Source organism: Streptomyces sp. NPDC031132 (genome assembly GCF_055570595.1).
Map to the genome: position 1 here is coordinate 570,627 of NZ_JBVIGX010000002.1, position 23,116 is coordinate 593,742.

22 protein-coding genes and 2 tRNA genes are annotated in these 23,116 nt (G+C 71.0%); 4 read left to right on the plus strand and 20 right to left on the minus strand.

The window, feature by feature from the left end; all coding sequences use genetic code 11:
• Window positions 1-89: 89 nt before the first annotated feature.
• From ACZ49B_RS05645 to ACZ49B_RS05680, 8 genes are all read right to left on the minus strand, one after another.
• Window positions 90-162 (minus strand) — tRNA-Ala (locus ACZ49B_RS05645).
• A 172-nt stretch (window positions 163-334) separates the two neighbouring features.
• A complete protein-coding gene (locus ACZ49B_RS05650; protein WP_008738908.1) occupies window positions 335-568 on the minus strand; it encodes a hypothetical protein in 234 nt (77 codons plus the stop codon).
• Between the two features lie 143 nt (window positions 569-711).
• Window positions 712-784: transfer RNA gene (locus ACZ49B_RS05655), tRNA-Ala, on the minus strand.
• Between the two features lie 112 nt (window positions 785-896).
• A complete protein-coding gene (locus ACZ49B_RS05660; protein WP_468300780.1) occupies window positions 897-1,553 on the minus strand; it encodes a histidine phosphatase family protein in 657 nt (218 codons plus the stop codon).
• Window positions 1,550-1,996 carry a ribosome silencing factor gene (gene rsfS / locus ACZ49B_RS05665; RefSeq protein ID WP_030297201.1) on the minus strand — a complete coding sequence of 149 codons (447 nt, stop codon included), beginning with the start codon at window positions 1,994-1,996 and terminating at the stop codon, window positions 1,550-1,552. Before rsfS ends, ACZ49B_RS05660 begins: the two co-directional genes overlap by 4 nt.
• 120 nt (window positions 1,997-2,116) lie before the next feature.
• Window positions 2,117-3,781, minus strand: a complete 1,665-nt coding sequence (locus ACZ49B_RS05670) for an LCP family protein (protein WP_468300713.1) — start codon at window positions 3,779-3,781, stop codon at window positions 2,117-2,119.
• 24 nt (window positions 3,782-3,805) lie between these two features.
• Window positions 3,806-4,423, minus strand: a complete 618-nt coding sequence (gene nadD / locus ACZ49B_RS05675) for a nicotinate-nucleotide adenylyltransferase (protein WP_030297205.1) — start codon at window positions 4,421-4,423, stop codon at window positions 3,806-3,808.
• Window positions 4,424-4,491: 68 nt separating this feature from the next.
• Window positions 4,492-4,659 (minus strand): hypothetical protein, encoded by a 168-nt coding sequence (locus ACZ49B_RS05680; RefSeq protein WP_037635354.1) that lies wholly within the window; start codon window positions 4,657-4,659, stop codon window positions 4,492-4,494.
• A gap of 141 nt (window positions 4,660-4,800) precedes the next feature.
• On the opposite strand from ACZ49B_RS05680, the gene ACZ49B_RS05685 reads away from it, so the two are divergent.
• Window positions 4,801-5,889: a M48 family metallopeptidase gene (locus ACZ49B_RS05685; RefSeq protein ID WP_468300715.1), complete on the plus strand. Its 1,089-nt coding sequence runs from the start codon at window positions 4,801-4,803 to the stop codon at window positions 5,887-5,889.
• On the opposite strand, the gene ACZ49B_RS05690 is transcribed toward ACZ49B_RS05685, so the two are convergent.
• The 7 genes from ACZ49B_RS05690 to ACZ49B_RS05720 all read right to left on the minus strand — a co-directional run bounded on the left by ACZ49B_RS05690 (window position 5,873) and on the right by ACZ49B_RS05720 (window position 12,338).
• Window positions 5,873-7,021: an SCO2583 family membrane protein gene (locus ACZ49B_RS05690; RefSeq protein WP_468300717.1), complete on the minus strand. Its 1,149-nt coding sequence runs from the start codon at window positions 7,019-7,021 to the stop codon at window positions 5,873-5,875. The two genes, ACZ49B_RS05685 and ACZ49B_RS05690, sit on opposite strands and share 17 nt — an antisense overlap.
• Window positions 7,022-7,089: 68 nt before the next feature.
• Window positions 7,090-7,638, minus strand: coding sequence for an SCO2584 family spore wall biosynthesis protein (locus ACZ49B_RS05695; RefSeq protein WP_468300719.1), 549 nt, complete (start codon window positions 7,636-7,638; stop codon window positions 7,090-7,092).
• A 77-nt stretch (window positions 7,639-7,715) separates the two neighbouring features.
• A complete protein-coding gene (locus ACZ49B_RS05700) occupies window positions 7,716-8,993 on the minus strand; it encodes a glutamate-5-semialdehyde dehydrogenase (protein ID WP_468300721.1) in 1,278 nt (425 codons plus the stop codon).
• A gap of 192 nt (window positions 8,994-9,185) precedes the next feature.
• Window positions 9,186-9,605 (minus strand): hypothetical protein, encoded by a 420-nt coding sequence (locus ACZ49B_RS05705; protein ID WP_078613336.1) that lies wholly within the window; start codon window positions 9,603-9,605, stop codon window positions 9,186-9,188.
• A gap of 61 nt (window positions 9,606-9,666) precedes the next feature.
• Window positions 9,667-10,794 carry a glutamate 5-kinase gene (gene proB / locus ACZ49B_RS05710; protein ID WP_053786815.1) on the minus strand — a complete coding sequence of 376 codons (1,128 nt, stop codon included), beginning with the start codon at window positions 10,792-10,794 and terminating at the stop codon, window positions 9,667-9,669.
• Between the two features lie 89 nt (window positions 10,795-10,883).
• On the minus strand, window positions 10,884-11,306 hold the full coding sequence (locus tag ACZ49B_RS05715; RefSeq protein WP_468300724.1) for a GtrA family protein: 423 nt from the start codon (window positions 11,304-11,306) through the stop codon (window positions 10,884-10,886).
• Between the two features lie 3 nt (window positions 11,307-11,309).
• Window positions 11,310-12,338: a glycosyltransferase family 2 protein gene (locus ACZ49B_RS05720; RefSeq protein WP_468300726.1), complete on the minus strand. Its 1,029-nt coding sequence runs from the start codon at window positions 12,336-12,338 to the stop codon at window positions 11,310-11,312.
• A 158-nt stretch (window positions 12,339-12,496) separates the two neighbouring features.
• On the opposite strand from ACZ49B_RS05720, the gene ACZ49B_RS05725 reads away from it, so the two are divergent.
• The 3 genes from ACZ49B_RS05725 to ACZ49B_RS05735 all read left to right on the plus strand — a co-directional run bounded on the left by ACZ49B_RS05725 (window position 12,497) and on the right by ACZ49B_RS05735 (window position 17,321).
• Window positions 12,497-15,385: a bifunctional glycosyltransferase/CDP-glycerol:glycerophosphate glycerophosphotransferase gene (locus ACZ49B_RS05725; RefSeq protein ID WP_468300728.1), complete on the plus strand. Its 2,889-nt coding sequence runs from the start codon at window positions 12,497-12,499 to the stop codon at window positions 15,383-15,385.
• Complete coding sequence (locus ACZ49B_RS05730) at window positions 15,382-16,575, plus strand: glycosyltransferase (protein ID WP_468300730.1); 1,194 nt, start codon at window positions 15,382-15,384, stop codon at window positions 16,573-16,575. The genes ACZ49B_RS05725 and ACZ49B_RS05730 overlap by 4 nt, the downstream gene beginning before the upstream one ends.
• Window positions 16,576-16,817: 242 nt before the next feature.
• On the plus strand, window positions 16,818-17,321 hold the full coding sequence (locus ACZ49B_RS05735) for a GNAT family N-acetyltransferase (protein WP_351592323.1): 504 nt from the start codon (window positions 16,818-16,820) through the stop codon (window positions 17,319-17,321).
• Window positions 17,322-17,814: 493 nt separating this feature from the next.
• On the opposite strand, the gene galE is transcribed toward ACZ49B_RS05735, so the two are convergent.
• From galE to rplU, 5 genes are all read right to left on the minus strand, one after another.
• Window positions 17,815-18,816 carry a UDP-glucose 4-epimerase GalE gene (galE, locus tag ACZ49B_RS05740; RefSeq protein ID WP_468300732.1) on the minus strand — a complete coding sequence of 334 codons (1,002 nt, stop codon included), beginning with the start codon at window positions 18,814-18,816 and terminating at the stop codon, window positions 17,815-17,817.
• A gap of 78 nt (window positions 18,817-18,894) precedes the next feature.
• Window positions 18,895-20,514, minus strand: a complete 1,620-nt coding sequence (locus ACZ49B_RS05745) for a glycosyltransferase family 2 protein (RefSeq protein ID WP_468300734.1) — start codon at window positions 20,512-20,514, stop codon at window positions 18,895-18,897.
• A gap of 77 nt (window positions 20,515-20,591) precedes the next feature.
• Window positions 20,592-22,037 (minus strand): GTPase ObgE, encoded by a 1,446-nt coding sequence (gene obgE / locus ACZ49B_RS05750; protein ID WP_030862386.1) that lies wholly within the window; start codon window positions 22,035-22,037, stop codon window positions 20,592-20,594.
• A 177-nt stretch (window positions 22,038-22,214) separates the two neighbouring features.
• Entirely contained in the window at window positions 22,215-22,469 is a 255-nt protein-coding gene (gene rpmA / locus ACZ49B_RS05755; protein ID WP_008738950.1) for a 50S ribosomal protein L27, read from the minus strand.
• Between the two features lie 13 nt (window positions 22,470-22,482).
• Window positions 22,483-22,803, minus strand: coding sequence for a 50S ribosomal protein L21 (gene rplU, locus ACZ49B_RS05760; RefSeq protein ID WP_030159347.1), 321 nt, complete (start codon window positions 22,801-22,803; stop codon window positions 22,483-22,485).
• Window positions 22,804-23,116 lie beyond the last annotated feature (313 nt).

The window sequence follows — 23,116 nt, forward strand, 5'->3', positions numbered from 1 at the left end:
GACGCAAATCCCCCCCCCCCCCCCACCCCCCCCCCCCCCCCCCCCCAACCCACCCCCCCCCCCCCCCCCCTCCCCCCGCTTCTCTTCTGTGGAGCTAAGGAGAATTGAACTCCTGACCTCCTGCATGCCATGCAGGCGCTCTACCAACTGAGCTATAGCCCCTTGTTTCTCTGCCGCCGGGCCCTTGTTCGGTTTCCCTTGCCGGTTCCCCCTGGCGACATCGAGAACATTACACGGTCATGGCCCAGGTCCAAAAATCGATTTCCGGGCGTTCAGTTTTGCCCGGTTCGCCCCTTTCCGGACCCGTGCCTCATCCCCGTTCCGCGCCGCGGCTCTAGGCTCTGGCGAACTGGTAGAACCGCTTGAGCGTGCAGTGCTCGTCGAGCAGCCGGCCGTAGATCGGCTCCCCCTCCAGCTCGCGGTAGGTCTCGATCGGGTCGCCTTTTATGATCAGCGCCCGCGCGCATTCCTCGCACCAGTACTGGTAGTCGGGGTTGACCGGGTCCATGTCCCGCACGATCGGCGTGCCGTTGTTGCACCAGTCGCACCGCCGCCGGTGTGCACCCATCCGTCAGCGACTCCCTCCCGCATCGGGCCGTCGACTCCCCCTCCGGCGCTCCGATTCTGCCACGCGGGTACGGGGCAGGTCAGCAGGCACCGAAGGAACAAACGGAAGGATCCCGCCCCCTGTTGGGGACGGGATCCTGATTGTGGAGCTAAGGAGAATTGAACTCCTGACCTCCTGCATGCCATGCAGGCGCTCTACCAACTGAGCTATAGCCCCGCTCTCCGCCGCGCTCCCCCCGTTTCCGGTGTTCTGCGCTGCGAACAAGAAGAACTCTAGCCTGTGACCAGCCGGAAAGTGAAATCCGGGTGGGAGCCGCCCTGAGGCGGGCTCAGTCGTCGTCGCCGAGCACCGGTTCCGGCAGCGTGCCGGCGTTGTGCTCCATCAGACGCCAGCCGCGCGCGCCCTCGCCGAGGACGGACCAGCAGCAGTTGGAGAGCCCGCCCAGGCTCTCCCAGTCGTACGCCTCGAGGCCCAGCAGCCGGCCGATGGTCGTACGGATGGTCCCGCCGTGGCTGACCACGACGAGCGTGCCGCCCTCGGGCAGCCGGCCGGCGTGCTCGAGCACCACCGGCGCCGCCCGGTCGGCGACCTCGGTCTCCAGCTCGCCGCCGCCGCGGCGCACGGGCTCGCCGCGCTTCCACGCCGCGTACTGCTCGCCGTACTTCTCGATGATCTCGTCGTGCGTGAGGCCCTGCCACTCACCGGCGTACGTCTCGCGCAGCGCGGCGTCGTGGGTCACGGCCAGGCCCGTGACGGCGGTCAGCTCGGCGGCCGTGGCCGCGGCCCGCTTCAGGTCGGAGGCCACGATGGCGTCCGGCTGCAGCGAGGCGAGCAGCCGGGCGGCGCGGCGCGCCTGCGCCACACCCGTCTCGGTCAGCTCGATGTCCGTGGAGCCCTGGAAGCGGCGCTCCAGGTTCCACGAGGTCTGGCCGTGTCGCCAGAGGACGATCTTCCGGCCGGTCTTCCCGGTGGCGGTCGCGCTCAGAACAGATCACCGTCCAGCTCGTCGTCGCCCGCCGCCTCGCGCAGCTTGGCGTGCTCCTCCGCCTTGCCCTTGGTGAGCTTGGCGTCCTCGGGCAGCTCGATCTCGGGGCAGTCCTTCCACAGGCGCTCCAGCGCGTAGAAGACCCGCTCCTCGCTGTGCTGCACGTGGACGACGATGTCGATGTAGTCGAGCAGGATCCAGCGGGCGTCGCGGTCGCCCTCGCGGCGCACCGGCTTGGCGCCGAGCTCCTTGAGCAGGCGCTCCTCGATCTCGTCGACGATCGACTTGACCTGGCGGTCGTTGGGCGCCGAGGCGAGCAGGAAGGCATCGGTGATCGACAGCACGTCGCTGACGTCGTACGCGATGATGTCGTGCGCGAGCCGGTCGGCCGCGGCCTGGGCGGCGGCGGTGATGAGCTCGATGGAGCGGTCCGTGGCGGTCACTGGCCATGCTTTCGGGTTGGCGGGCAGATCCTTACAAGGGTCTCATGTACCGCCGACCCCGCCCGCGCACAGCGTCGTACGCGGGCCGGGGCACCACCTGAGGGCCAGGTCAGGCCCGGGTCAGGACGGTTTGTAGTCCTTGCCCAGGGTCACCACGACGTCGGCGTTCACGGCGTTCTCGCCCTTCTTGACGGCGGTCTCCGGCAGGCCGAGCGTCTTGGCGACCTCGACGGCCTTCGCCCGCTGCGCGTCGTCCTGGTACGTGATCTGCGTGGCGGGCTGGGTCTTGTCCGCCTTGCCGCCGTCCACGAAGTTGTAGCCGCCGTTCAGCAGGGCTGCCTTGGCCGCGACCTGCGTCTTGTCGTCGCCGGTGGCGTCCTTGAGGCCGACGCGCGGCGCGGTGCCGGCCTGGGCCGCCGTGAAGCTGCCGCCGAGCACCTCCTTGACGACGTTCTTGTTGGCGTCGTCGGTGAGCGTGCCGTCCGGCTTCACCGCGAGGACGTCCGTGCGGTACCCGCCGGTGCCTTCCTTGGCGTGCTCGCCGAGCCTGGCGAGCAGGGCGCCGAGGTCCTGCGCGTTCAGGGAGGGGTCGAGGATCTGGCCCATGCTCTCGACGGTGACGGTCGCCGACTTCGCATCGCCGGGGATCTTGCGCAGCACCCCGTAGAGCACCTTGCCGAACCGGTCCAGCTGCTTGGCCTCCGGCTCGCCCTGGCCGCGGTACGTGGCGTACGCGACGGCCATCGCACCGCTGAGGTGCTGCTTCTGGCCCTGCCCCACGGCCGGGATCTTGGCGGCGTCGTCGGCGGGGACCGCGACGTCGGTGTCGGTCTCGATGCCGCCGACCAGCTCGACCAGGTTCTCCAGGAAGGGGGTGTCCAGGCGCCAGGTGCCCCCGATGTGGGTGCCGAGCACCGAGTCGAGGGAGTCCCGTACGCCCACGCCGCCGTCCTCGACCGCCTTGCCGAGGGCCGCGGCGGTGCCGTCGTCCTTGGGGACGCCCAGCGTGTTCGGCAGGAGGACGGTGGCGCCCTTCTTGGTGGTGACGTTGTCGACGAGCAGCGCCGTGGAGGTGCCGCCCTTCTTGGTGTTGTGCAGGTGGACGACGATCATGTCGCGCTTCTGCGGTCCGGCGGCGGACGCGGTGTCCTTCTTCTGCCCGGGGCCGTCGAGGAACGGCAGCTTGCCCGCGTACCAGAGGTAGCCGACGCCGCCGACGACGAAGAGGGCGAGGACGACGATCAGGGCGACCACCCGGTTGCGGCCGCGGCGGCGGGCCTCCTCACGGCGCTCGGTCCGGCTCTCGGTGAACTTGAGCCAGTCGATGACGTCCTCGGAGTCCTCGTCCTGCTGGTCGATGAACGCGAACTGCTCGGTGCGGTAGTCGGGGGCGTCCTGCCCGTCCTCCTCGGCACGGCGCGGTTCGGGGACCTGGGCGGGGCGCGGGGGCTGCGGCTCGGCCGCGGGGGCCGGGGCGGGGGGCTCGGGGGCGGTCTGCTGGGGGATCCACTGCTGCTGCGCGTGCTGGGTGTCGTACCCGTAGGCGGGGGCCTGGGTGTACTCCTGCTGCCCGTGGTCCGGGGCGGCCGGCTGCTGCGGCTGCGGGTAGTACGCCTGCTGGCCGTATCCCTGCTGGTCGTAGCCGTACTGCTGCTCGTACGCCTGCTCGTACTGGGCGGGCTGCGCGGGCACCTGGCCGTACACCGGCCGCCCATACGCGTCGTAGCCGATGAGCTGCTGCTCATGGGTGGCGTACGGGTCGTACGGATCCTGTCGGTCGTTCACCGCGGGGCCCCTCTCTCCGGAAGCTCAGGCTCCCCGGTACAGCTCACGCTTGTCGATGTAGCGCACCACACCGTCGGGCACCAAATACCAGACAGGATCCCCCTGGGCGACCCGTGCGCGGCAGTCCGTGGACGAGATCGCCAGCGCGGGCACCTGCACCAGGGAGACGCCGTCCTCGGGGAGCCCGTCGTCCGTGAGCACGTGGCCCGGCCGGGTCACTCCGATGAAGTGGGCGAGAGAGAAGAGCTCGTCGGCGTTCCGCCAGGTCAGGATCTGCGCGAGGGCGTCGGCGCCGGTGATGAAGAAGAGGTCGGCGTCCTCGTTGAGCGCGCTCAGGTCCCGCAGGGTGTCGATCGTGTACGTCGGCCCGCCGCGGTCGATGTCGATGCGGCTCACCGAGAACTGGGGGTTCGAGGCCGTCGCGATGACCGTCATCAGATAGCGGTCCTCGGCGGGGGACACGGCGCGCTGCGACTTCTGCCACGGCTGGCCGGTCGGTACGAACACCACCTCGTCGAGGTGGAACAGAGCGGCCACTTCACTGGCGGCCACCAGGTGTCCGTGGTGGATCGGGTCGAATGTCCCGCCCATCACGCCGAGCCGGCGCTTGACCGGGCCGGTAGGCATCTCCTGCTCTCCCATGAGCGCAGAGCCTACTGGCCCGGCGGAGCGGTGCGGACCCGCATTCGAGCGTGTGCGCGAGCGCGGGTTCAGCGGTCGCGGTTCAGGCGCGTGGTCACCCAGAGCATCAGCAGCAGGATGAACAGCGCGCCGCCACCGGTCAGGTACGGGTTCAGGCTGTCGTGGTTGCCGCCGTGCTGCTCGGCGCCCTCCGACGCGAGAACGACCAGGTTGTGGGCGGTGGTGGAGAGGCTCATCAGGCAGATACCTATCGAGTCGGGGAGCGGGCGGAGATTTCGCTCACATCGTATGCGGGGGCCTGGGGCACGCTCACGCCGACTCCGGCGTTGGAGAGGATAGACGCACAAGCGCACAGGCCGATCAAGGGGGAGGGCGTTATGACGGAGACCGGGTTCGAGAAGGTGCCGGCGCGGGACCGCAGGAGGTTTCCCGGTATTTCCTCGCGCGCGTACGAGCACCCGGCGGACCGCTCGGCGCTGGTGGCGCTGCGCAAGCTGAGCGGGTTCGACACCGTGTTCAAGGCCCTGAGCGGGCTGCTCCCGGAGCGGAGCCTGCGGCTGATGTTCCTGTCGGAGTCCGTCCGGGTGGGCGAGACGCAGTTCCCCCACCTGTACGAGATGCTCCGCGACGCCTGTTACATCCTGGACCTGGAGAAGGTCCCGGAGATGTACGTGCAGCAGGACCCGAAGCCGAACGCGATGTGCATCGGGCTGGACGAGCCGATCATCGTGGTGACGACGAGCCTGGTCGAGCTGCTCGACGAGGAGGAGATGCGGGCGGTCGTGGGCCACGAGGTGGGCCACGCGCTCTCGGGGCACGCGGTGTACCGCACGATCCTGCTGTTCCTGACGAACCTGGCGCTGAAGGTGGCGTGGATCCCGCTGGGCAATGTGGCGATCATGGCGATCGTGACCGCGCTGCGGGAGTGGTTCCGCAAGTCGGAGCTGTCGGCGGACCGGGCGGGGCTGCTGGTCGGGCAGGACGTGCACGCCTCGATGCGGGGCCTGATGAAGATCGCGGGCGGCAACCACCTGCACGAGATGAACGTGGACTCGTTCCTGGCCCAGGCCGAGGAGTACGAGTCGAGCGGCGATCTGCGCGACTCCGTGCTGAAGATCCTCAACATGCTGCCGCGGACGCATCCCTTCACCACCGTGCGGGCGGCCGAGCTGAAGAAGTGGGCGCAGAACCGGGACTACCAGCGGATCATGGACGGCCACTACCCCCGGCGGGACGAGGACAAGGACACCTCGGTCACGGACTCCTTCCGGGAGTCGGCCTCGCACTACGCGGACGCGGTGCGCAACAGCAAGGACCCGCTGTTCAAACTGGTCGGCGACATCGCGGGCGGCGCGGCCGACGTCGGCGGCAAGCTGCGCGACAAGTTCACGGGCGCGGCCGGCGGCGGTACGGGCTCCGGCGCGGGCTCCGAGAACAAGGGCGGCCCCGCTACGGAGCAGGGCTGACGGGGGCGGTCCCGGCGTCCGTGGGCGGCGCCAGTACGCCGCACAGCCCGGCGGTGCGCCGCGGGGTGCCGCTGGCGTACGGGTCGCTCGCGGCCGGGCCGACCGTGGTCGGGCCCGCCCCGGCCAGGACCGGGCGGAAGCCTTCGGCGGGATCGGTGGAGCAGTCCTGCGGACCGGCCATCACATAGGCCTGGACGAGCTCCGCCCGCCGGGCCGCCAGGTCTTCCCGGTCGAAGCGCAGCCGCAGCTCGCGCCGGACGGTGAAGAGCGAGGCGCCGTCGGCCGCGGCCGGGGATCCGGTGGTGGGACGCACGGCGTACACGAAGGTGTGGTCGGTGATCACCTCGAGGATGTCCGTCGAGACCTCGTCGAAGGCCAGGGTTCCGCTGACCCGGACCCGGGTGTCGGCGACGAGGGCCGTGCCCGGGTCGAAGCGGACCAGCCAGCCGGTGGCCGCGTGCCGCCCGTCGCCGGAGGGCGAGGTCATGCTGCGGTCGAACTGCGCCAGCTGGTCGGGGTCGAGCAGGACGCGCACGGGCCGAGTGGCGGCGCCGGCCAGTACGTCGGGGTCCAGCGAGGACTGCACCAGGTAGTCCTTGGCGATGGACAGGGCGGTGACGACCTGCCCTTCGGTGAAGTGGTGCGTGCGGCGTACGGCCGGCAGGGTGATCCCGGCCGCCCCGACGCGGTAATCGGCCGCCGGGCTCTTCGCGTACAGGTCGACGGGCCGTCCGCCGGGCACGGCGGTGCTCGGCGCGAGGGGCACGACCGTGCTGCTCAGCGGATCGGTCCGGTCGGTGGTCGGGGGTGCGGTCGGGTTGCTCAGGCCCATGTAGACGGCCGCGGCGAAGGCCACGGCGATGAGCAGCACCAGCAGCATGCCCTGGCGGGCTCCCCGGCCGGGCGTGCCGGTCCGGTGCCGGGAGGGGCCGCCGCCGGACCAGACGGACCGGCTGCGTACGGCCCGCGCATGCTCGCCCATCCGCTCCTGGGCGGAGAACTCCTGGAGCCGGGCAGCCCGGACGAAGTCCTCGTCGAACACCACCGATCGGTACTCGTCCGACCGGAATTCCTCGTCGCCCCCGCCGATGCCCTCGGGGGTGCCGTCGGGTGGATCTCCTGGCACGGCCATTGCTTCTCCCCGCTGTCCCCGCTTCAGAGAAGCCCCCAGCTCCGACGAACGCGAGTGGGGTCGTACCTTCAGGGTTGGCGGCCGACGGGGTACATAAACGCTCCGGCGCCGCTGACTTCCGTCAGCGGGGTGGTGGCGGGCGCGGGAGCGTGGTCCGCATCGCTCGAGGCGCTGCGGTAGACGGCGCTGAAGGCGAGGGCGACCATGCCGAGGCCCATCACGAAGGCGAGCACCCAGGCGACGGGGCGCAGCCAGGGCGAGCGGCCCCGGTAGGGGCGCAGGGAGCCGCCGTAGGCCCCGTACGGGCCTTCCGCGGAGCCGGGGCCGTGTTCCCAGCCGGGTTCGTCGGTGCCGTACCCGTCGGGGCGGCCGTAGCCGTACCCGTCGTAGTCGTCATCGGACGTCCAGCCGCCGGCGACGGCGCGGGCGGCTTCCGCCTCCGCGCGCGCCCGGTCGGCGGCCCGCTGGCGCTCTGCGGCGCTCGGCTCATGGATCTCGGCGCTCCGGACGAAGTCCTCGTCGAACACCACGGAGGCGAAGTCCTGATCCGCGCCTCCGCGGTCGTCGTTGTCGGGCTCCCCGTCGTCCGGGAACTTGCCCCCCACGTCGTCCGGCACAGCAACAGCCTAGACCTGGGGGGCTGCTTTGGGCAGGGGATGCGCCGAAATCCGACCACCCGGTGTTCGGGGTCCGACTACCGGACGTGACCGTCGCCCGTGACGATGTACTTGGTGGAGGTGAGCTCCGGGAGGCCCATCGGGCCGCGGGCGTGCAGCTTCTGCGTGGAGATGCCGATCTCGGCGCCGAAACCGAACTGGCCACCGTCGGTGAACCGGGTGGAGGCATTTACGGCGACCGTGGTCGAGTCGACCAGCTGGGTGAAGCGGCGGGCGGCGGCCTGCGAGGTGGTGACGATCGCCTCGGTGTGGCCGGAGGTCCAGCGGCGGATGTGGGCGACGGCGTCGTCGAGGGAGTCCACGACGCCGGCGGCGATGTCGTAGGAGAGGTACTCGGCGGCCCAGTCCTCGTCGGTGGCGGGGAGCGCGGTGGCCTTGGAGTCCTCGGCGGCCGCGAGGACCCGGGCGTCGCCGTGGACGGTGACGCCGGCGTCGGCGAGGGCGTCGAGGGCGCGCGGCAGGAAGGCGTCGGCGATGTCGCGGTGGACGAGGAGGGTCTCGGCGGAGTTGCAGACGGAGGGTCGCTGCGCCTTGGAATTGACGAGGATGTCCACGGCCATGTCGAGGTCGGCCTGGGCGTCCACGTAGACGTGGCAGTTGCCGGTACCGGTCTCGATGACCGGGACGATGGACTCCTCGACGACGGTCTTGATGAGGGAGGCGCCGCCGCGCGGGATGAGGACGTCGACGAGGCCGCGGGCGCGCATCAGCTCGCGGACGGAGTCGCGGGACTCGCCGGGGACCAGCTGGATCGCGTCGGCGGGCAGCCCTGCGCTCTCGACGGCGTCGCGGAGGATGGCGACGAGGGCGGTGTTGGAGGCGTAGGCGGAGGAGCTGCCGCGCAGCAGGACCGCGTTGCCGGACTTGAGGCAGAGGGCGGCGGCGTCGACGGTGACGTTGGGGCGGGCCTCGTAGATGATGCCGACGACGCCGAGCGGGACGCGGATCTGGCGCAGGTCGATCCCGTTGGGGAGGGTCGAGCCGCGGACGACCTCGCCGACGGGGTCGGGGAGGGCGGCGACGTCGCGCACGTCGGAGGCGATGGCGCGGACGCGCTCCGGGGTGAGGGTGAGGCGGTCGATGACGGTCTCGCTGGTGCCGGCGGCGCGGGCCTTGTCGGTGTCGACGGCGTTGGCGGCGACGATCTCGGCCGTACGGGCCTCCAGGGCGTCCGCGATGGCCAGCAGCGCGGCGTCCTTGGCGGACCGCGGGAGGGGGGCGATGACGGCGGCGGCGGTGCGGGCCGCTTGCGCGGTGGCGATCACGGGCGAGACGGGGGCGTCGAGCGAGGTCATGCCGCCCAGGGTAGTCCCCGGCCAGGCCGGGGCCGACGGGATTCCATCCCGCGAGATGCCGGCTCTTCGGTGCCCGGCCGGCTGCGGGTGGTGCGCCCTGCGGGGCTCGTCCCCTGCCCGCCCTTCCACCGTTCCCCGGGCGCTCTGCCCCCGGGCCCCCCGCGCCTCAAACGCCGACGGGGCCGGACACGGCTAGTACGGGTGGACGCCTACGGGGTGCGCGGGAGGCGGGCCGTAGCCTTCCGCCACGCGGAGGTGGTACGTCGCGCGGTCGATGACCTCCAGGCCGACGATCTCCCACGGCGGGAGCTGCGCCGAGGAGCGGTGTTCGCCCCACAGGCGCAGGGCGACGGCCGCGGCGTCGTGGAGGTCGCGGGCCTCCTCCCAGTACCGGATCTCCGCATGGTCGTCGGCGTACCGGCTGGTGAGGAGGAAGGGGTGGTCGTGGGCCAGCTGTTCCAGCCCGCGCCGGACCTCCGACAGCGGCGCCGGCTTGCCCGAGACGCTCAGGGTGACGTGCCAGAGACGGGAGGCTTCGTCCTGCTCGCCGTCCCCGCCGCCGCTGATGCTGGTCAGCGCTCGTCTCACCAGCCCGCCTCCTGTCTGCGCCATGCCTGTCCGCCCCTCACAGTTGACCAGTCCCCGGCCCGCCGCGCGGCGGTTTTACCGAACCTCAGCCCTGCAGCAGGACCAGATCGTCGCGGTGTACGACCTCGCGCTCGTACTCCGGGCCGAGTTCCTTCGCCAGTTCCCGGGTGGAGCGGCCGAGGAGCTGCGGGAGTTCCTTGGCGTCGAAGTTGACCAGCCCGCGGGCCACGGCGCGGCCGTCGGGCGCGCGCAGTTCCACCGGGTCGCCGGCGACGAACTCGCCTTCGACGGCGGCGATCCCGGCGGGCAGCAGGGAGCTGCCGCGCTCGGTCACCGCGCGTACGGCGCCCTCGTCCAGGACCAGGTGCCCCTGCGGGGTCGAAGCGTGCTGGAGCCACAGCAGCCGGTCCGCCGAGCGGCGGCCGGTGGCGTGGAAGTGCGTGCCGGTCGGCCGCCCGGCCAGGGCGTCCGCCGCCTGGCTCGCCGAGGTGAGGACGACCGGGATGCCGGCCGCCGCCGCGATCCGCGCCGCCTCGACCTTGGTGACCATGCCGCCGGTGCCCACGCCCGCCTTGCCGGCGCTGCCGATGGAGACGTGTGCGATGTCCTCGGGGCCGCGCACCTCGTCGATGCGGGTGGTGCCGGGCAGCGACGGGTCGCCGTCGTACAGGCCGTCCACGTCGGACAGGAGAACGAGGAGGTCGGCGCGGACCAGGTGGGCGACGAGGGCCGCGAGCCGGTCGTTGTCACCGAAGCGGATCTCGTCCGTGGCGACGGTGTCGTTCTCGTTGACCACCGGCAGCGCGCCCATGGCCAGGAGCTGGTCCAGGGTCCGGTACGCGTTGCGGTAGTGGGCGCGCCGGCTGGTGTCGTCGCTGGTCAGCAGCACCTGGCCGACGCGGACGCCGTACCGGGCGAAGGAGGCGGTGTACCGGGCGACCAGCAGCCCCTGCCCGACGCTGGCGGCGGCCTGCTGCCGGGCCAGGTCCGTGGGACGGCGGCGCAGGCCGAGCGGGGAGAGCCCGGCGGCGATGGCTCCGCTGGAGACGAGGACGATCTCCTTCTCGCCGCCGCTGCGGGCCTTGGCCAGTACGTCGACCAGGGCGTCCACCCGGTCGGCGTCGAGTCCGCCGGCCGCGGTGGTCAGGGAGGAGGATCCGACCTTGACCACGATCCTGCGGGCGTCCACGACACCTTGCCTAGCCGCTGACACGTCTGTCCCCTTGCCCCTTGCCGGTACGTCTGCCACCTCAATCTACGGGGTGTCCCCGAGCGGCCGCTCAGGGGTTTCAGACGGTGGACTCAGCCCGTGGACCCGCTGCGGGCCGGCTCCGGGTCCTCGGTCTGCGCGGCGGCGCCCGGGACCAGGATCTTGCGGGACAGCAGGTAGGTGAACGGGATGGCCACGACGGCGGCGACGAGCGGGGCGATCCGGGTGTCGAGCCCGGCCCAGGTCACGAGGGCGTAGAGCCCGGCGGACTGGATCACGTAGTTCGTGACGTTCGTCAGGGGGAAGAGGAGGAACTTCTTCCAGGTGGGCCTGGTCCGGTAGGTGAAGTAGGTGTTCATGAAGAACGAGCCGACCATCGCCAGCAGGAAGGCGAGGGTGTAGGCGAGGAAGTACGGCATCCACGGGTGCAGGAGCAGGTAGATGACGAAGAAGGTGCCGGTGTTGACCGCGCCGACGAGGCCGAAGCGGAGGATCTGGCCCCACTGGGATCGCATGCTTCAGCGCACCTCGCGCTCGGCGGAGACCCTCAGGCTCGCGGCGGACAGGCCGCCGCGTTCGCGTTCCCCCTGGACCCCGGTGGTGTCGGGCCGGGCCTGCGCGTCCGCGCCGTGCGCCTCCTTGACCAGGAAGTGCGGGCGGCGCTTGGTCTCGTAGTAGATGCGGCCGATGTACTCGCCGATCAGACCCAGCATGATCATCTGTACGCCACCGATGCCGACGATGATCGCGACGAGGGTGACGTAACCGGGGGCGTCGACCCCGTTGGTCATGGCCATGACGGCGATGTACACGGCGTACAGGGCGGTCAGCGCCACCAGCGACACGCCCGCCCAGATGCCGATGCGCAGGGGCCGGTTGTTGAAGGAGATCAGCCCGTCCATGGCGTAGTTCAGCAGGGAGCCGAACTTCCACTTCGTCTCGCCGGCCTCGCGCTGGGCGTTGCGGTAGTCGAAGTGGACGGTGTCGAAGCCGATCCAGGAGAAGAGGCCCTTGGAGAAGCGGTTGTACTCCGGCAGCGACAGCAGCGCGTCCACGGCGGGCCGGGACAGCAGGCGGAAGTCGCCGACACCGTCGGTGAGCTCCACGTCGACCCAGCGGTTGACGCCCCGGTAGTAGAGGCGGCTGAGCGCGGAGCGGACCTTCTTGTCGCCCTCGCGGGTGCGGCGCGCGATGATCTGGTCGTGGCCCTGCCGGTGGTAGTCGAGCATGGTGGCGATGAGCTCCGGCGGGTGCTGGAGATCGGCGTCCATGATCACGACGGCGTCGCCGGTGGCTTCGCGCAGGCCGGCGAGCATGCCGGCCTCCTTGCCGAAATTGCGGCTGAAGGAGACGTACCGGGTGCGGTCGCCGTGTTCGGCGGCGATCTTGCGGAGCTTGGCGAGGGTCCCGTCGCGGCTTCCGTCGTCGACGTAGCAGACCTCGTACTCCACGGGCAGGGAGTCCAGGACCCTGCGGATCTCCACGTCGAAGCTATCGATCACGGCTTCTTCGTTGTAGCAAGGGACGACTACGGACAGCTTCGTCATGAACACTTCCTGCTGGGTCCGAACGGGTGATTGTCGGCGACCGGACCCGCCACACACCTCTTCCTAAGAAGTATGCACGCCGAGGGTCGGCCTGCCGGATCCGCGCGCGGCACACGGTAGCTTTGACGGGTTAAGCGGAATGGAACGAAGGGATCGAGGTGCACGTGCCTGACGTCTCCGTGGTCGTCATCGTCTACAACGACGCAGAGCGTCTGCCGACAGCCGTCCAGTCGGTTTTGGACCAGACCCTGCACGGGGTCGAAGTCGTGATCGTCGACGACTGCAGCAAGGACCGTTCGTATGCGATCGCCCAGGAGCTCGAAGCTGCGCACCCCGGGAGAGTGCGCGCCTTCCGGCTGCCCGAGAACAGCGGCGGCTGCGGCGCCCCGCGCAACCACGGCATCCAGCAGGCCACCGGCACGTACGTCATGTTCCTGGACAGCGACGACGTGCTGGAACGAAACGCCTGCCGGAACATGCTGGCCGCGGCCGAGCGGACCGGCTCCGACCTGGTCTCCGGCATGTGCGTGCGCGTGCACCTCGACAACCGTTGGGGCAAGACCACCGAGTGGTACCCGTGGATCTACTCCCGCACCCGCACGCTGGAGTCGATCACCGAGGACCCCGACCTGCTGGTCTACGACACCCTCTCCACGAACAAGTGCTACCGGCGCGCGTTCCTGCTGGAGCAGGGCCTCGAGTTCCCGGTCGGCATCCACTACGAGGACCTGCTGTTCTCCGCGCAGGCCTACGTCGCCGCCCGCCGCATCACGCTGATCCCGAACCACGTCTACTACTGGAACGTGGTCGAGAAGGCCTCGGCGAAGTCGATCAGCAACCGGCGCCACGAGATCGCGAACTTCGTCCACCGGATGGAGATCCACCGCCGCGTCGACGAGCTGCTCGCCTCCAAGGGGCACACGGACATCAAGTCCGCGAAGGACGCCAAGTTCCTCAAGCACGACCTGGTGCTGCACCTGCGTGACCTGCCCCTGCTGGGCGACGCGTACCGCCAGGAGTTCGCCCGCCTCGCCAACGGCTACCTGGCCGGCATCGACCCGGCCGCGTACGAGCACGTCACGTACCTCCAGGCGATCTGCGCCTACCTGCTGGGCAAGGAGGACTGGGACAACCTGCTCCCGGCCGCCGACGCCATGACCAACAAGGGCCGGCTGTCGTCGCCGCTCGCGGAGCGCGACGGGCGCGTCTACTGGTGCGCGCGGCACATCGACGACCCCGACAGCGCCGACGCCGCCGAGGCCCGCCGGATACTGGACGTCACCGAGCAGGGGTTCCACACCACCCCGCTCACCTCCCTGTCGCTGGGCAACCGCCTCACCTCGTACGAGGACGACGGGCGCGGCACCGTCACGCTCTCGGGCGCCGTCGTGAACCCGCTGGGCCGGATCAGCCCGGATGCGGAACTGGGGGCCACGCTGGAGTTCCGGGCCCGCCGGCAGATCGGCGTGCGGTCTTTCAGCTTCCCGGCGACAACCGTGCGCCACGCGGGTGACACGATCGAGTGGACCGCCACGGCCGACATCGCCGGCACCGTCCGCCCCCTCGGCATCATCGACGCCGTCTGGGACGTCCGCCTGAAGCTGACCGCCGGCCGCGAGCGCCTCACCACCCGCGTCTCCGTCGGCGGGGTCGACCTGGAGTCCGCGGCCCGGCTGCGCGTGCGTCCGCGGCTGACCCGGCTGGTCTCCGACCGCTTCGCGCCGGAGGTGACCAAGAAGGGGAACCTCTCGTACGTCCTGACCGCCGAGAGCGCCGCCGCCGTCCGCACCCAGACGCTGATCAGCGGCGCGATGCACGGCAAGGCCGCCGGCGTGGTCAAGCGGGGTCTGCGCAAGGCCCTGCGGGCCCGCCGCAACCTCGGCTCGGGCGAGCAGAAGGTGAAGGTCTACCACGAGGTCTTCTCGAAGCTGCCGATCAAGAAGGGCACGGTCGTCTTCGAGAGCCACATGGGCAAGCAGTACAGCGACAGCCCGAAGGCGATCTACGAGGAGATGGTCCGCCAGGGCGTCCCGTTCGAGGCGATCTGGTCGTACGCGGGCGGCAAGCCCACCGGCTTCCCCAAGGAGGCCACCCTGGTGCGCCGCTGGAGCTGGCCGTACCTGCGCGCGCTGGCGCAGGCCGAGTTCTGGGTCGACAACCAGGGCTTCCCCCTCGCCCTGGCCAAGCGCGAGGGAACCACGTACATCCAGACCTGGCACGGCTCCGCGCTCAAGCGCATGGGCTTCCACGAGCCCCGCACCAAGGCGCAGGGCAAGGCCGGCCAGGACCGCTTCCAGGCGGCCGTCAACCGCTTCGACCACTTCCTGATCCGCTCCGAGCACGACACCCGCACCCTCGCCAAGGCCTTCCGGCTGCGCGACGAGGTGCTGCTGCGCACGGGCTATCCGCGCAACGACGCCCTCGTCGAGGCGCAGCGCGCCGAGGCGCAGAGCGGGGAGCGGGTGCGCGGACCGCTCGCCGCCGAGCTGGGCATCGACCCGGGGACGAAGGTGCTGCTGTACGCGCCCACCTTCCGGGCGAACGCGGACGGCGCGGTGGAGGGCTTCGAGTTCCCCTTCGACGTGGAGGAGTTCGCCGAGCGGCTCGGCGACCGCTTCACGCTGCTGGTGCGCACCCACTACCTCAACAGCGTCTCGCTGCCGCCGTCGGTCGCGGGCCGGGTCATCGACGTGTCCCGGCACCACGACATCACCCCGCTGCTGGCGCTCGCCGACGGGCTGATCACCGACTACTCGTCCGTGATGTTCGACTACGCGGTGCTGGACCGGCCGATGCTGTTCTTCGCGTACGACTACGAGAAGTACGCGACCGACATCCGCGGCACGTACTTCGACCTGAAGGAGAAGGCCCCCGGCCCGGTGGTGGCCACGGCCGACGAACTCCTGCAGGCCCTCTCCGCCTTCGACGAGGCGGACGCGAAGTACGCGGAGGCGCGGCAGCGTTTCCTCACCGAGTTCGGCGAGTACGACCGCGGGGACGCGGCCCGCCAGATCGTCGAGAAGTTCTTCACCAGGAGCGGCAAGTGAGCCAGCAGACCGCCGAGTCCGGCGCGCGCGACGAACAGCCTGGCGGCCGTGACGTCTTCATCGTCTCCAACAGCGTCGACGAGCTCGGCGGCGTGACGACCTGGTCGCACCAGATGGCCCGGCTGTTCACGGACCGGGGTCACCGGGTGCACGTCGTCGGCATCGCCCCGGTCGCCGAGGAGATCCGGCAGAAGCTGCCGCAGGACCTGCCGTACGCGATGACCACCCTGTACGACGCCCACCCGCCGAAGGCCCGCCGCCTGCGCGGGATCAAGGGCCGGCTGAACGCCCCCGAGCGGCGCCGCCAGGCGGCCCGACGGGCGAAGATGCGGGCCAAGGCGGAGACGCTGAACGAGCTGTTCCGCGCGGCCCGCCCGGGGGCCGTCGTGATCGTCACGCAGGTCTGGGCGATGGAGTGGGTGGCGCTGGCCGACACCAAGGGGCTCGGCGTCATCGGCATGAGCCACGAGTCGTTCGAGGCCAGCCAGAAGTCCACCCGCGGCGAGCGGGTCCGCCGGTACTACCCCGAGGTCGACCGGCTGCTGGTGCTGACCCCCGAGGACGCGGACCTGTGGATCCGGGCCGGCATGGAGAACGTGGGCAGCATGCCGAACCCGCTGCCGTTCATGCCCGACTCCCCCGCCCCCCGCACGGAGAAGGTCGTCGCCAGCGTCGGCCGCCTCGCCTTCGAGAAGGGCGTGGACCTGCTGCTCGACGCATGGGCGGAAGCCGCCCCGCAGCACCCCGACTGGGTCCTGCGGATCTACGGAGCGGGCGTGGAGGAGCCGGCACTGCGGGCGCACGCGACCGCGCTCGGGCTGGACGACTCCGTGGAGTGGAGGGGCAGCACCGACGACGTGCTGGGCGCGCTGCGCGGCGCCTCGGTCTTCGCACAGGCCTCACGGGCCGAGGGCTTCCCGATCACCCTGCTGGAGGCGATGGCGACCGGCCTGCCGGTGGCCGCCTTCGACTGCGCGCCGGGCGTACGGGAGATCGTCGAGCACGGCGAGGACGGGCTGCTGGCCCGGCTGGGCAACACGATGGAGCTGGCCGGGCACCTCGACGTGCTGATGTCGGACCGCGGACTGCGCGACCGGCTCGGCGACAACGCCTTCCGCAGTGTGCAGCGCTACTCCAGCGCCGAGATCACCGACCGCTGGGAAGAGCTCTTCACGTTCCTCGAGCGCTGAGCCCGCGCACGCAGCACGAAGCCGCCCGCCCCGGAAACGCATCCGGGGGCGGGCGGCTTCGTGCTGTTTCGCTGCGGCGTGAGGACTCAGAAGCCGTTGCCATACCGATCATGGAGTCTGTCGATCGAACGGGAGTCTCGATCGGGTGATCGCGGGCACTGCCCGGCAGGAGAGCAGGGCCTGGCGGTGTACGGGGAAAAAGCCAGGGAGCGGACGGCCGCGCGCTGCTACGGTCGGGCGCTATGAGCTGGCTCCCCGATAACTTCGTCCATCCCGTCCTGGTACCGCTGCCGGGCAGTGGTCATCACCTGCGGCCGATCCGGGAGGCGGACACCCCGCTCGACTATCCGGCAGTGATGGGTTCGCGCGAGCGGCTGTGGACCATCTTCGGCCCAGCCTGGGGCTGGCCCGCGGCCACCATGACCTACGAGGCCGACCAGGCCGACCTGTTGCGGCACGAGAAGGAGATCGCCGCACACCAGTCTTTCAACTACGCGCTGTTCGACGCGGCGGAGACAGCTCTGCTCGGCTGCGTCTACATCGACCCACCGGAGAGGGCCGGCGCGGACGGCGAGATCTCCTGGTGGGTGGTGGACGAGCTGGTGGACAGCAAGGTCGAGCAGGCCCTCGACGAGCTGGTGCCGCAGTGGATCGCCGCCGACTGGCCGTTCGAGCAGCCGCGCTTCCTCGGCCGAGAGATCTCTTGGTCGGACTGGCTCGCCCTGCCGGAACACCCCGACGCGTAAGGAGCTTTTGTCGTGTGCTCCGGGGGCTTGGTGCTCGAACGGCCGTCTCGATTGGGTGGTCGTCGGGTGCTCGGCGCATGCGAGGAGGGCCTCCCCGTCGCCTGGTCCGGCCACACCCGGGCCGAGGGTGAACCGGCCGGGTGCGGGCTCGGCCAGCCGGCCTCGGGCGACCAGGCGTTTCGCCTTCGACCGCAATGCCCCCACCCGCGCCGGCACCACGTCCATGCCGCACACTGCGGCCATTTCCCGGCAGGTCAGCGGCCGGGACGCCGGCTGCCTGTCCGCCTCCCGAGGCCCGGCGGCGGCTCGGGGGCCGGCGTCAGCGGCGCTGTCCGGAGCCAGGACCGTATCGACCCGCCGCCGGGCGATCACCCACTCCTGCCGTTCCTCCTGGCTGCGGCCGACTCGGCCTGAGTACGGTCGGCCTCTTCACGCAGGCCATCGACCCGACGCCGAGCAGCCAGCCGATCACACCCGGAAGGACAACAGCTTCTCAGCGCGCGACGTGCGGCAGTTCGCCCTTGCGGTTGGCCTCCCAGCCCGCCCAGGCCGAGGTGATCATCTCGCGGACGTCGTGCTTGGCCTTCCAGCCCAGCTCCGCGGCGATCTTGTCGGCCGAGGCCACGACCTTCGCCGGGTCGCCGGGGCGCCGCGGGACGACGACGGGCTCGTAGGTGTGCCCGGTGCCCTCGTTCAGCAGCTGCGCCATCTCCCGTACGGAGACGCCCTCGCCGCGGCCGATGTTGACGGTGAGGTCCTTGTAGTCGCCGTGCGCGCCCCACTCGACGAGCTTGCGGGCCGCCACCACGTGGGCCTCGGCGAGGTCCTCGACGTGGATGTAGTCGCGGATGCAGGTGCCGTCCGGGGTCGGGTAGTCGTCGCCGAAGATGCGGGCGCCCTCAGCCTTGTCGAAGCGCTCGAAGACCATCGGGACCAGGTTGAAGACCCCGGTATCCGCGAGCTCGGGGGCGGCCGCGCCCGCCACGTTGAAGTAGCGCAGACAGGCGGTGGAGATGCCGTGCGCCTTGCCCGCGGCGCGGACCAGCCACTCGCCGGCCAGCTTGGTCTCGCCGTACGGGCTCAGCGGTGCGCAGGGGGTCTCCTCGGTGACGAGCTCCACGTCGGGCATGCCGTACACCGAGGCGGAGGAGGAGAACAGGAAGTTGCGGACACCGGCGGCGGCCACCGCGCTCAGCAGGACCTGAAGCCCCTGCACGTTCTCGTGGTAGTAGAACAGCGGCTTCTCGACGGACTCGCCGACCTGCTTCTTGCCCGCCAGGTGGACCACGCCGGTGATCTTGTAGTTCCGGAGGGTCTCGTCCAGGTTCAGCCGGTCCAGGACCGAGCCGATCACCAGCGGGACGCCCTCCGGGACGCGGTCCTCGTTGCCCGTGGAGAGGTCGTCGAAGACGACGACCTTCTCACCTGCGGCGAGCATCGCACGGACGACGTGGGAGCCGATGTAGCCGGCGCCACCAGTGATCAGAAAAGTCATGCGTATCTCCCTGGGTCCCCGGACCGGGTCCGGGGTCCTGTCCGAAATCTCGGGCGACCTTGCGATCGCCGCCTGTCTTCACTCCGATCCGCGGCCTGCCCGGGCCCGGTGGAGACGGTTGCGTACGAGGCTCAGCGCGCCCGCGGCACCCGGCGCGAGCCGCAGGGCGAGTGAACCTCCGCCCGTGCGGAACGGCTGCGCCAGCAAAACACCGTACCTGCTGCTGGGCAGGGCCCGCCGGTGAAGGAGGTCGTCGAGGGGGCGCGGGGAGGTGACCAGGGAGCTCCCGTCGGCGAACTCCACGCCCACCTGGACACCCCACGCCTGCATGCCGCGACGGCCCTGGCGGCGCCCGGCGGCGGCCACGCCGGTCAGCCGGAACGGCAGCGCGGCGGTCCAGCCGTCACCGTCGGCGGCGGGGCGCAGCTCGACCGGCCGGTCGAGGACGGGCTCCCCGCCCGAGCGGGGTACGAAGCGCAGCCGGGCGGTGCGCGGTCCGGCCTCGGAGAGGCGCCCGTACAGGTCGCGCACCCGGATCCGGAGCCGGCCGGCGCCGACCGGTTCGGCGTCGATGCTGACGGGCAGGTCGGCCATCGGCAGCTCGGCCAGTCCGTCCAGGACGACCGGGAGCTCCTCGCTCCACACGGGCAGCCCGCCCGGGCCGGTCGCGTACGGGGGCAGCAGGCGCGGCGGCTCGGCGGCGAAGCGGGTGAGCCGCTCCACGTCGGCGGGCGGGGCAGGGGTCGCCCGCAGCAGCCGGACGATCCAGCGGGCGTGCGCCCCGGCGGCCTCGATCGCGGCCTCGTCGAACCCGGCGAGGTAGTCGCGGGTCAGCGTCCACCAGGCGGCCTGGTACTCGGGGTCCTTGCCGAGCTCGCGCAGGTACATGCGCAGGTCGTACTCCAGGAACTTCACCTGGCAGGCGAGGCCCAGCTGCGGGGAGGAGTCGGTGATGATCCGGCAGGCCGCGCGGTGGGCCTCGATCCGGGAGCGCCAGTTGCCGACGTCCTTGCGGTCCAGGGAGATCGACACCTGGGCGGCACTGCGGCGCACGTGCCAGACGTAGACGAGGTCGCCGATGACGGCGATGCGGGGCGCGGCGGCCAGCACGCGCGCGGTGAAGACGAAGTCCTCGTAGACGAACCGGCCGTCGGGAAAGCGGATCGCATGCTTTTCCAGGAAGGACCGGTCGTACAGCTTGTTGACGCAGAGGGTGTCGCGGACCAGCTCGGGCCGGTCCGCGGGCCGCTCGATCACATCGCCCGCGGTGTACAGCCCGGGCATCCAGGGCACGTCGTGGTACTGCGGCAGCTCGCGGCGCACGCACGCGCCGACGGTCACCGGCGCGCGGTGCTCCTCGGCGGCGCGTACGAGGGCGTCGGCCGCCCCCGGGGGCAGGACGTCGTCGCTGTCGAGGAACAGGACGTACGGCGAGGTCGCGCGTGCGATCCCGTCGTTGCGCGGGGTACCGCATCCGCCGCTGTTCTCCGTGCGGTGCACGACCTTGAGGCGGGGATGGACGGCGGCCAGCTCGTCCAGCACGCGCGCGGTGCCGTCGGCCGAGGCGTCGTTCACGGCGATCACCTCGGCGACCACCGGGCCCTGGGCGAGAGCCGAGGCCACGGCCTCGCCCACGAGCACGGCGTCGTTGTACGCGATCACCACGACGGAAACGCTGGGAGTGTTGGTGCTGCTCACCCAGTGGATCCTAGGCGACCGGGGTAAACATCACTTCAACTGCGCCGTCCGGGCCACGAGAACGGCAAAGCAGCAGATCAGAAGGGCCGGAATTCGTCGTACTCCTGCTGCGCCGAGTCCCCGCGCTTGGCTTCCTTCTCCTTGCGGCGCGTGGTGGCCGGACGCGGAGCCTCCAGGCGGTGGTCCTCGCCGCGGCGGCCCAGCATCTCGGCGCCGGCCATCATGGTCGGCTCCCAGTCGAAGACGACCGCGTTCTCGTCGGAGCCGATGGCGACGCCGTCGCCGGCGCGGGCGCCGGCCTTCTTCAGCGCGTCTTCGACACCGAGGCGGTTGAGGCGGTCGGCCAGGTAGCCCACGGCCTCGTCGTTGTTGAAGTCGGTCTGGCGGACCCAGCGCTCCGGCTTCTCGCCGCGCACCGTGTAGACGTCCTCGACCTCGTCGTACGTGACGGTGAAGCCGGCGTCGTCCACGGCCTTCGGGCGGATGACGATACGGGTCGCCTCCTGCTTCGGCTTGCGGGCTCGCGCCTTGGCGATGCCCTCGGCGAGGAAGTAGGAGAGCTCCTTGAGGCCCGTACGGGCGACCGCGGAGACCTCGAAGACCTTGTAGCCGCGCGCCTCCAGGTCGGGGCGGACCATGTCGGCGAGCTCCTGGCCGTCCGGGATGTCGACCTTGTTGAGGACGACCAGACGCGGACGCTTCTCCAGGCCGCCGCCGTAGAGCTTGAGCTCCTCCTCGATGACGTCGAGGTCGGCGATCGGGTCGCGGTCGGACTCCAGGGTGGCGGTGTCCAGGACGTGCACGAGCACCGAGCAGCGCTCGACGTGGCGCAGGAACTCCAGGCCGAGGCCCTTGCCCTGGCTGGCGCCGGGGATCAGGCCCGGGACGTCGGCGATCGTGTAGACGGTCGAGCCGGCCGTGACGACGCCCAGGTTGGGGACGAGGGTGGTGAAGGGGTAGTCCGCGATCTTCGGCTTGGCCGAGGAGAGCACCGAGATCAGCGAGGACTTGCCGGCGCTCGGGAAGCCCACGAGGGCCACGTCGGCGACGGTCTTGAGCTCCAGGACGATGTCGCCCGTGGCGCCGGGGACGCCGAGGAGCGCGAAGCCGGGGGCCTTGCGGCGGGCGGAGGACAGCGCGGCGTTGCCGAGGCCGCCGCGGCCGCCCTCGGCGGCCACGTACGTGGTGCCCTGGCCGACGAGGTCGGCGAGGACGTTGCCCTCCTTGTCGAGGACGACGGTGCCGTCCGGCACGGGCAGGACCAGGTCCTGGCCGTCCTTGCCGGAGCGGTTGCCGCCCTCGCCGGGCTTGCCGTTGGTGGCCTTGCGGTGGGGGCTGTGGTGGTAGTCCAGCAGGGTGGTGATCGCCTGCTCCACCACCAGGATGACGTCGCCGCCACGGCCGCCGTTGCCGCCGTCGGGGCCGCCCAGCGGCTTGAACTTCTCCCGGTGAACGGAGGCGCAGCCGTGGCCCCCGTTACCCGCGGCGACATGCAGCTCGACGCGGTCCACGAAGGTGGTCATGGTTGTTCCTCCAGATACATACGGGAATGTCCCGGGCAGGCCTTGCTGCCCATTAAACGTGCCTAAGCGTGCCTATGTGCCAACGCGCCGAGGGCGGACCTCTCTTCCCGGCTTGCGCCGGAAAGAGCTGAGATCCGCCCTCGGGAAGTTACGTACCGCTGATCAGCAGGAGCTGGATCAGGCGGCCGGAACGATGTTGACGACCTTGCGGCCACGGTGCGTGCCGAACTGCACGGCACCCGCCTGCAGCGCGAACAGCGTGTCGTCGCCGCCACGGCCGACGCCCGCGCCCGGGTGGAAGTGCGTGCCGCGCTGGCGGACGAGGATCTCACCAGCGGAAACGACCTGACCGCCGAAGCGCTTCACGCCGAGCCGCTGGGCATTGGAGTCGCGCCCGTTCCGGGTGGACGATGCGCCCTTCTTGTGTGCCATGTCTCAGTCCCTCTTACTTCGCAGCCGTGGGGATACCGGTGACCTTGATCGCCGTGTACTGCTGGCGGTGACCCTGGCGACGGCGGTAGCCGGTCTTGTTCTTGTAGCGCAGGATGTCGATCTTGGCGCCCTTGTGGTGGTCCACGATCTCGGCCTGGACCTTGATCCCGGCCAGCACCCACGGGTCGCTGGTCACGGCGTCGCCGTCGACAACGAGCAGGGTCGAGAGCTCGACCGTGTCGCCAACCTTGGCAGTGGAAATCTTGTCAACCTCAACGATGTCACCAACAGCAACCTTGTGCTGGCGACCACCGCTGCGCACGATGGCGTACACGCGGATCTCTCTCTCACTCGGGACGGGTGCTCCTGAAGCCAGCCGCTCAGACGGGCCTGGGGCCCGTACGGATCCGGATTGGACGAGCGGCCTCTCCTGCGGGCGGTGCCCGGCCGGAGGAAGGTGCTCAGGAGCGCGACGCGCACTAGACGTAATCATCTAGAACATGCCGACGGTCTAGGTTACGGGGCCGGTTCCGGAGGGTCAAACCGGGCCCCGCAGCGGGGGGGGGGGGGGGGGGGGGGGGGGGGGGGGGGGGGGGGGGGGGGGGGGGGGGGGGGGGGGGGGGGGGGGGGGGGGGGGGGGGGGGGGG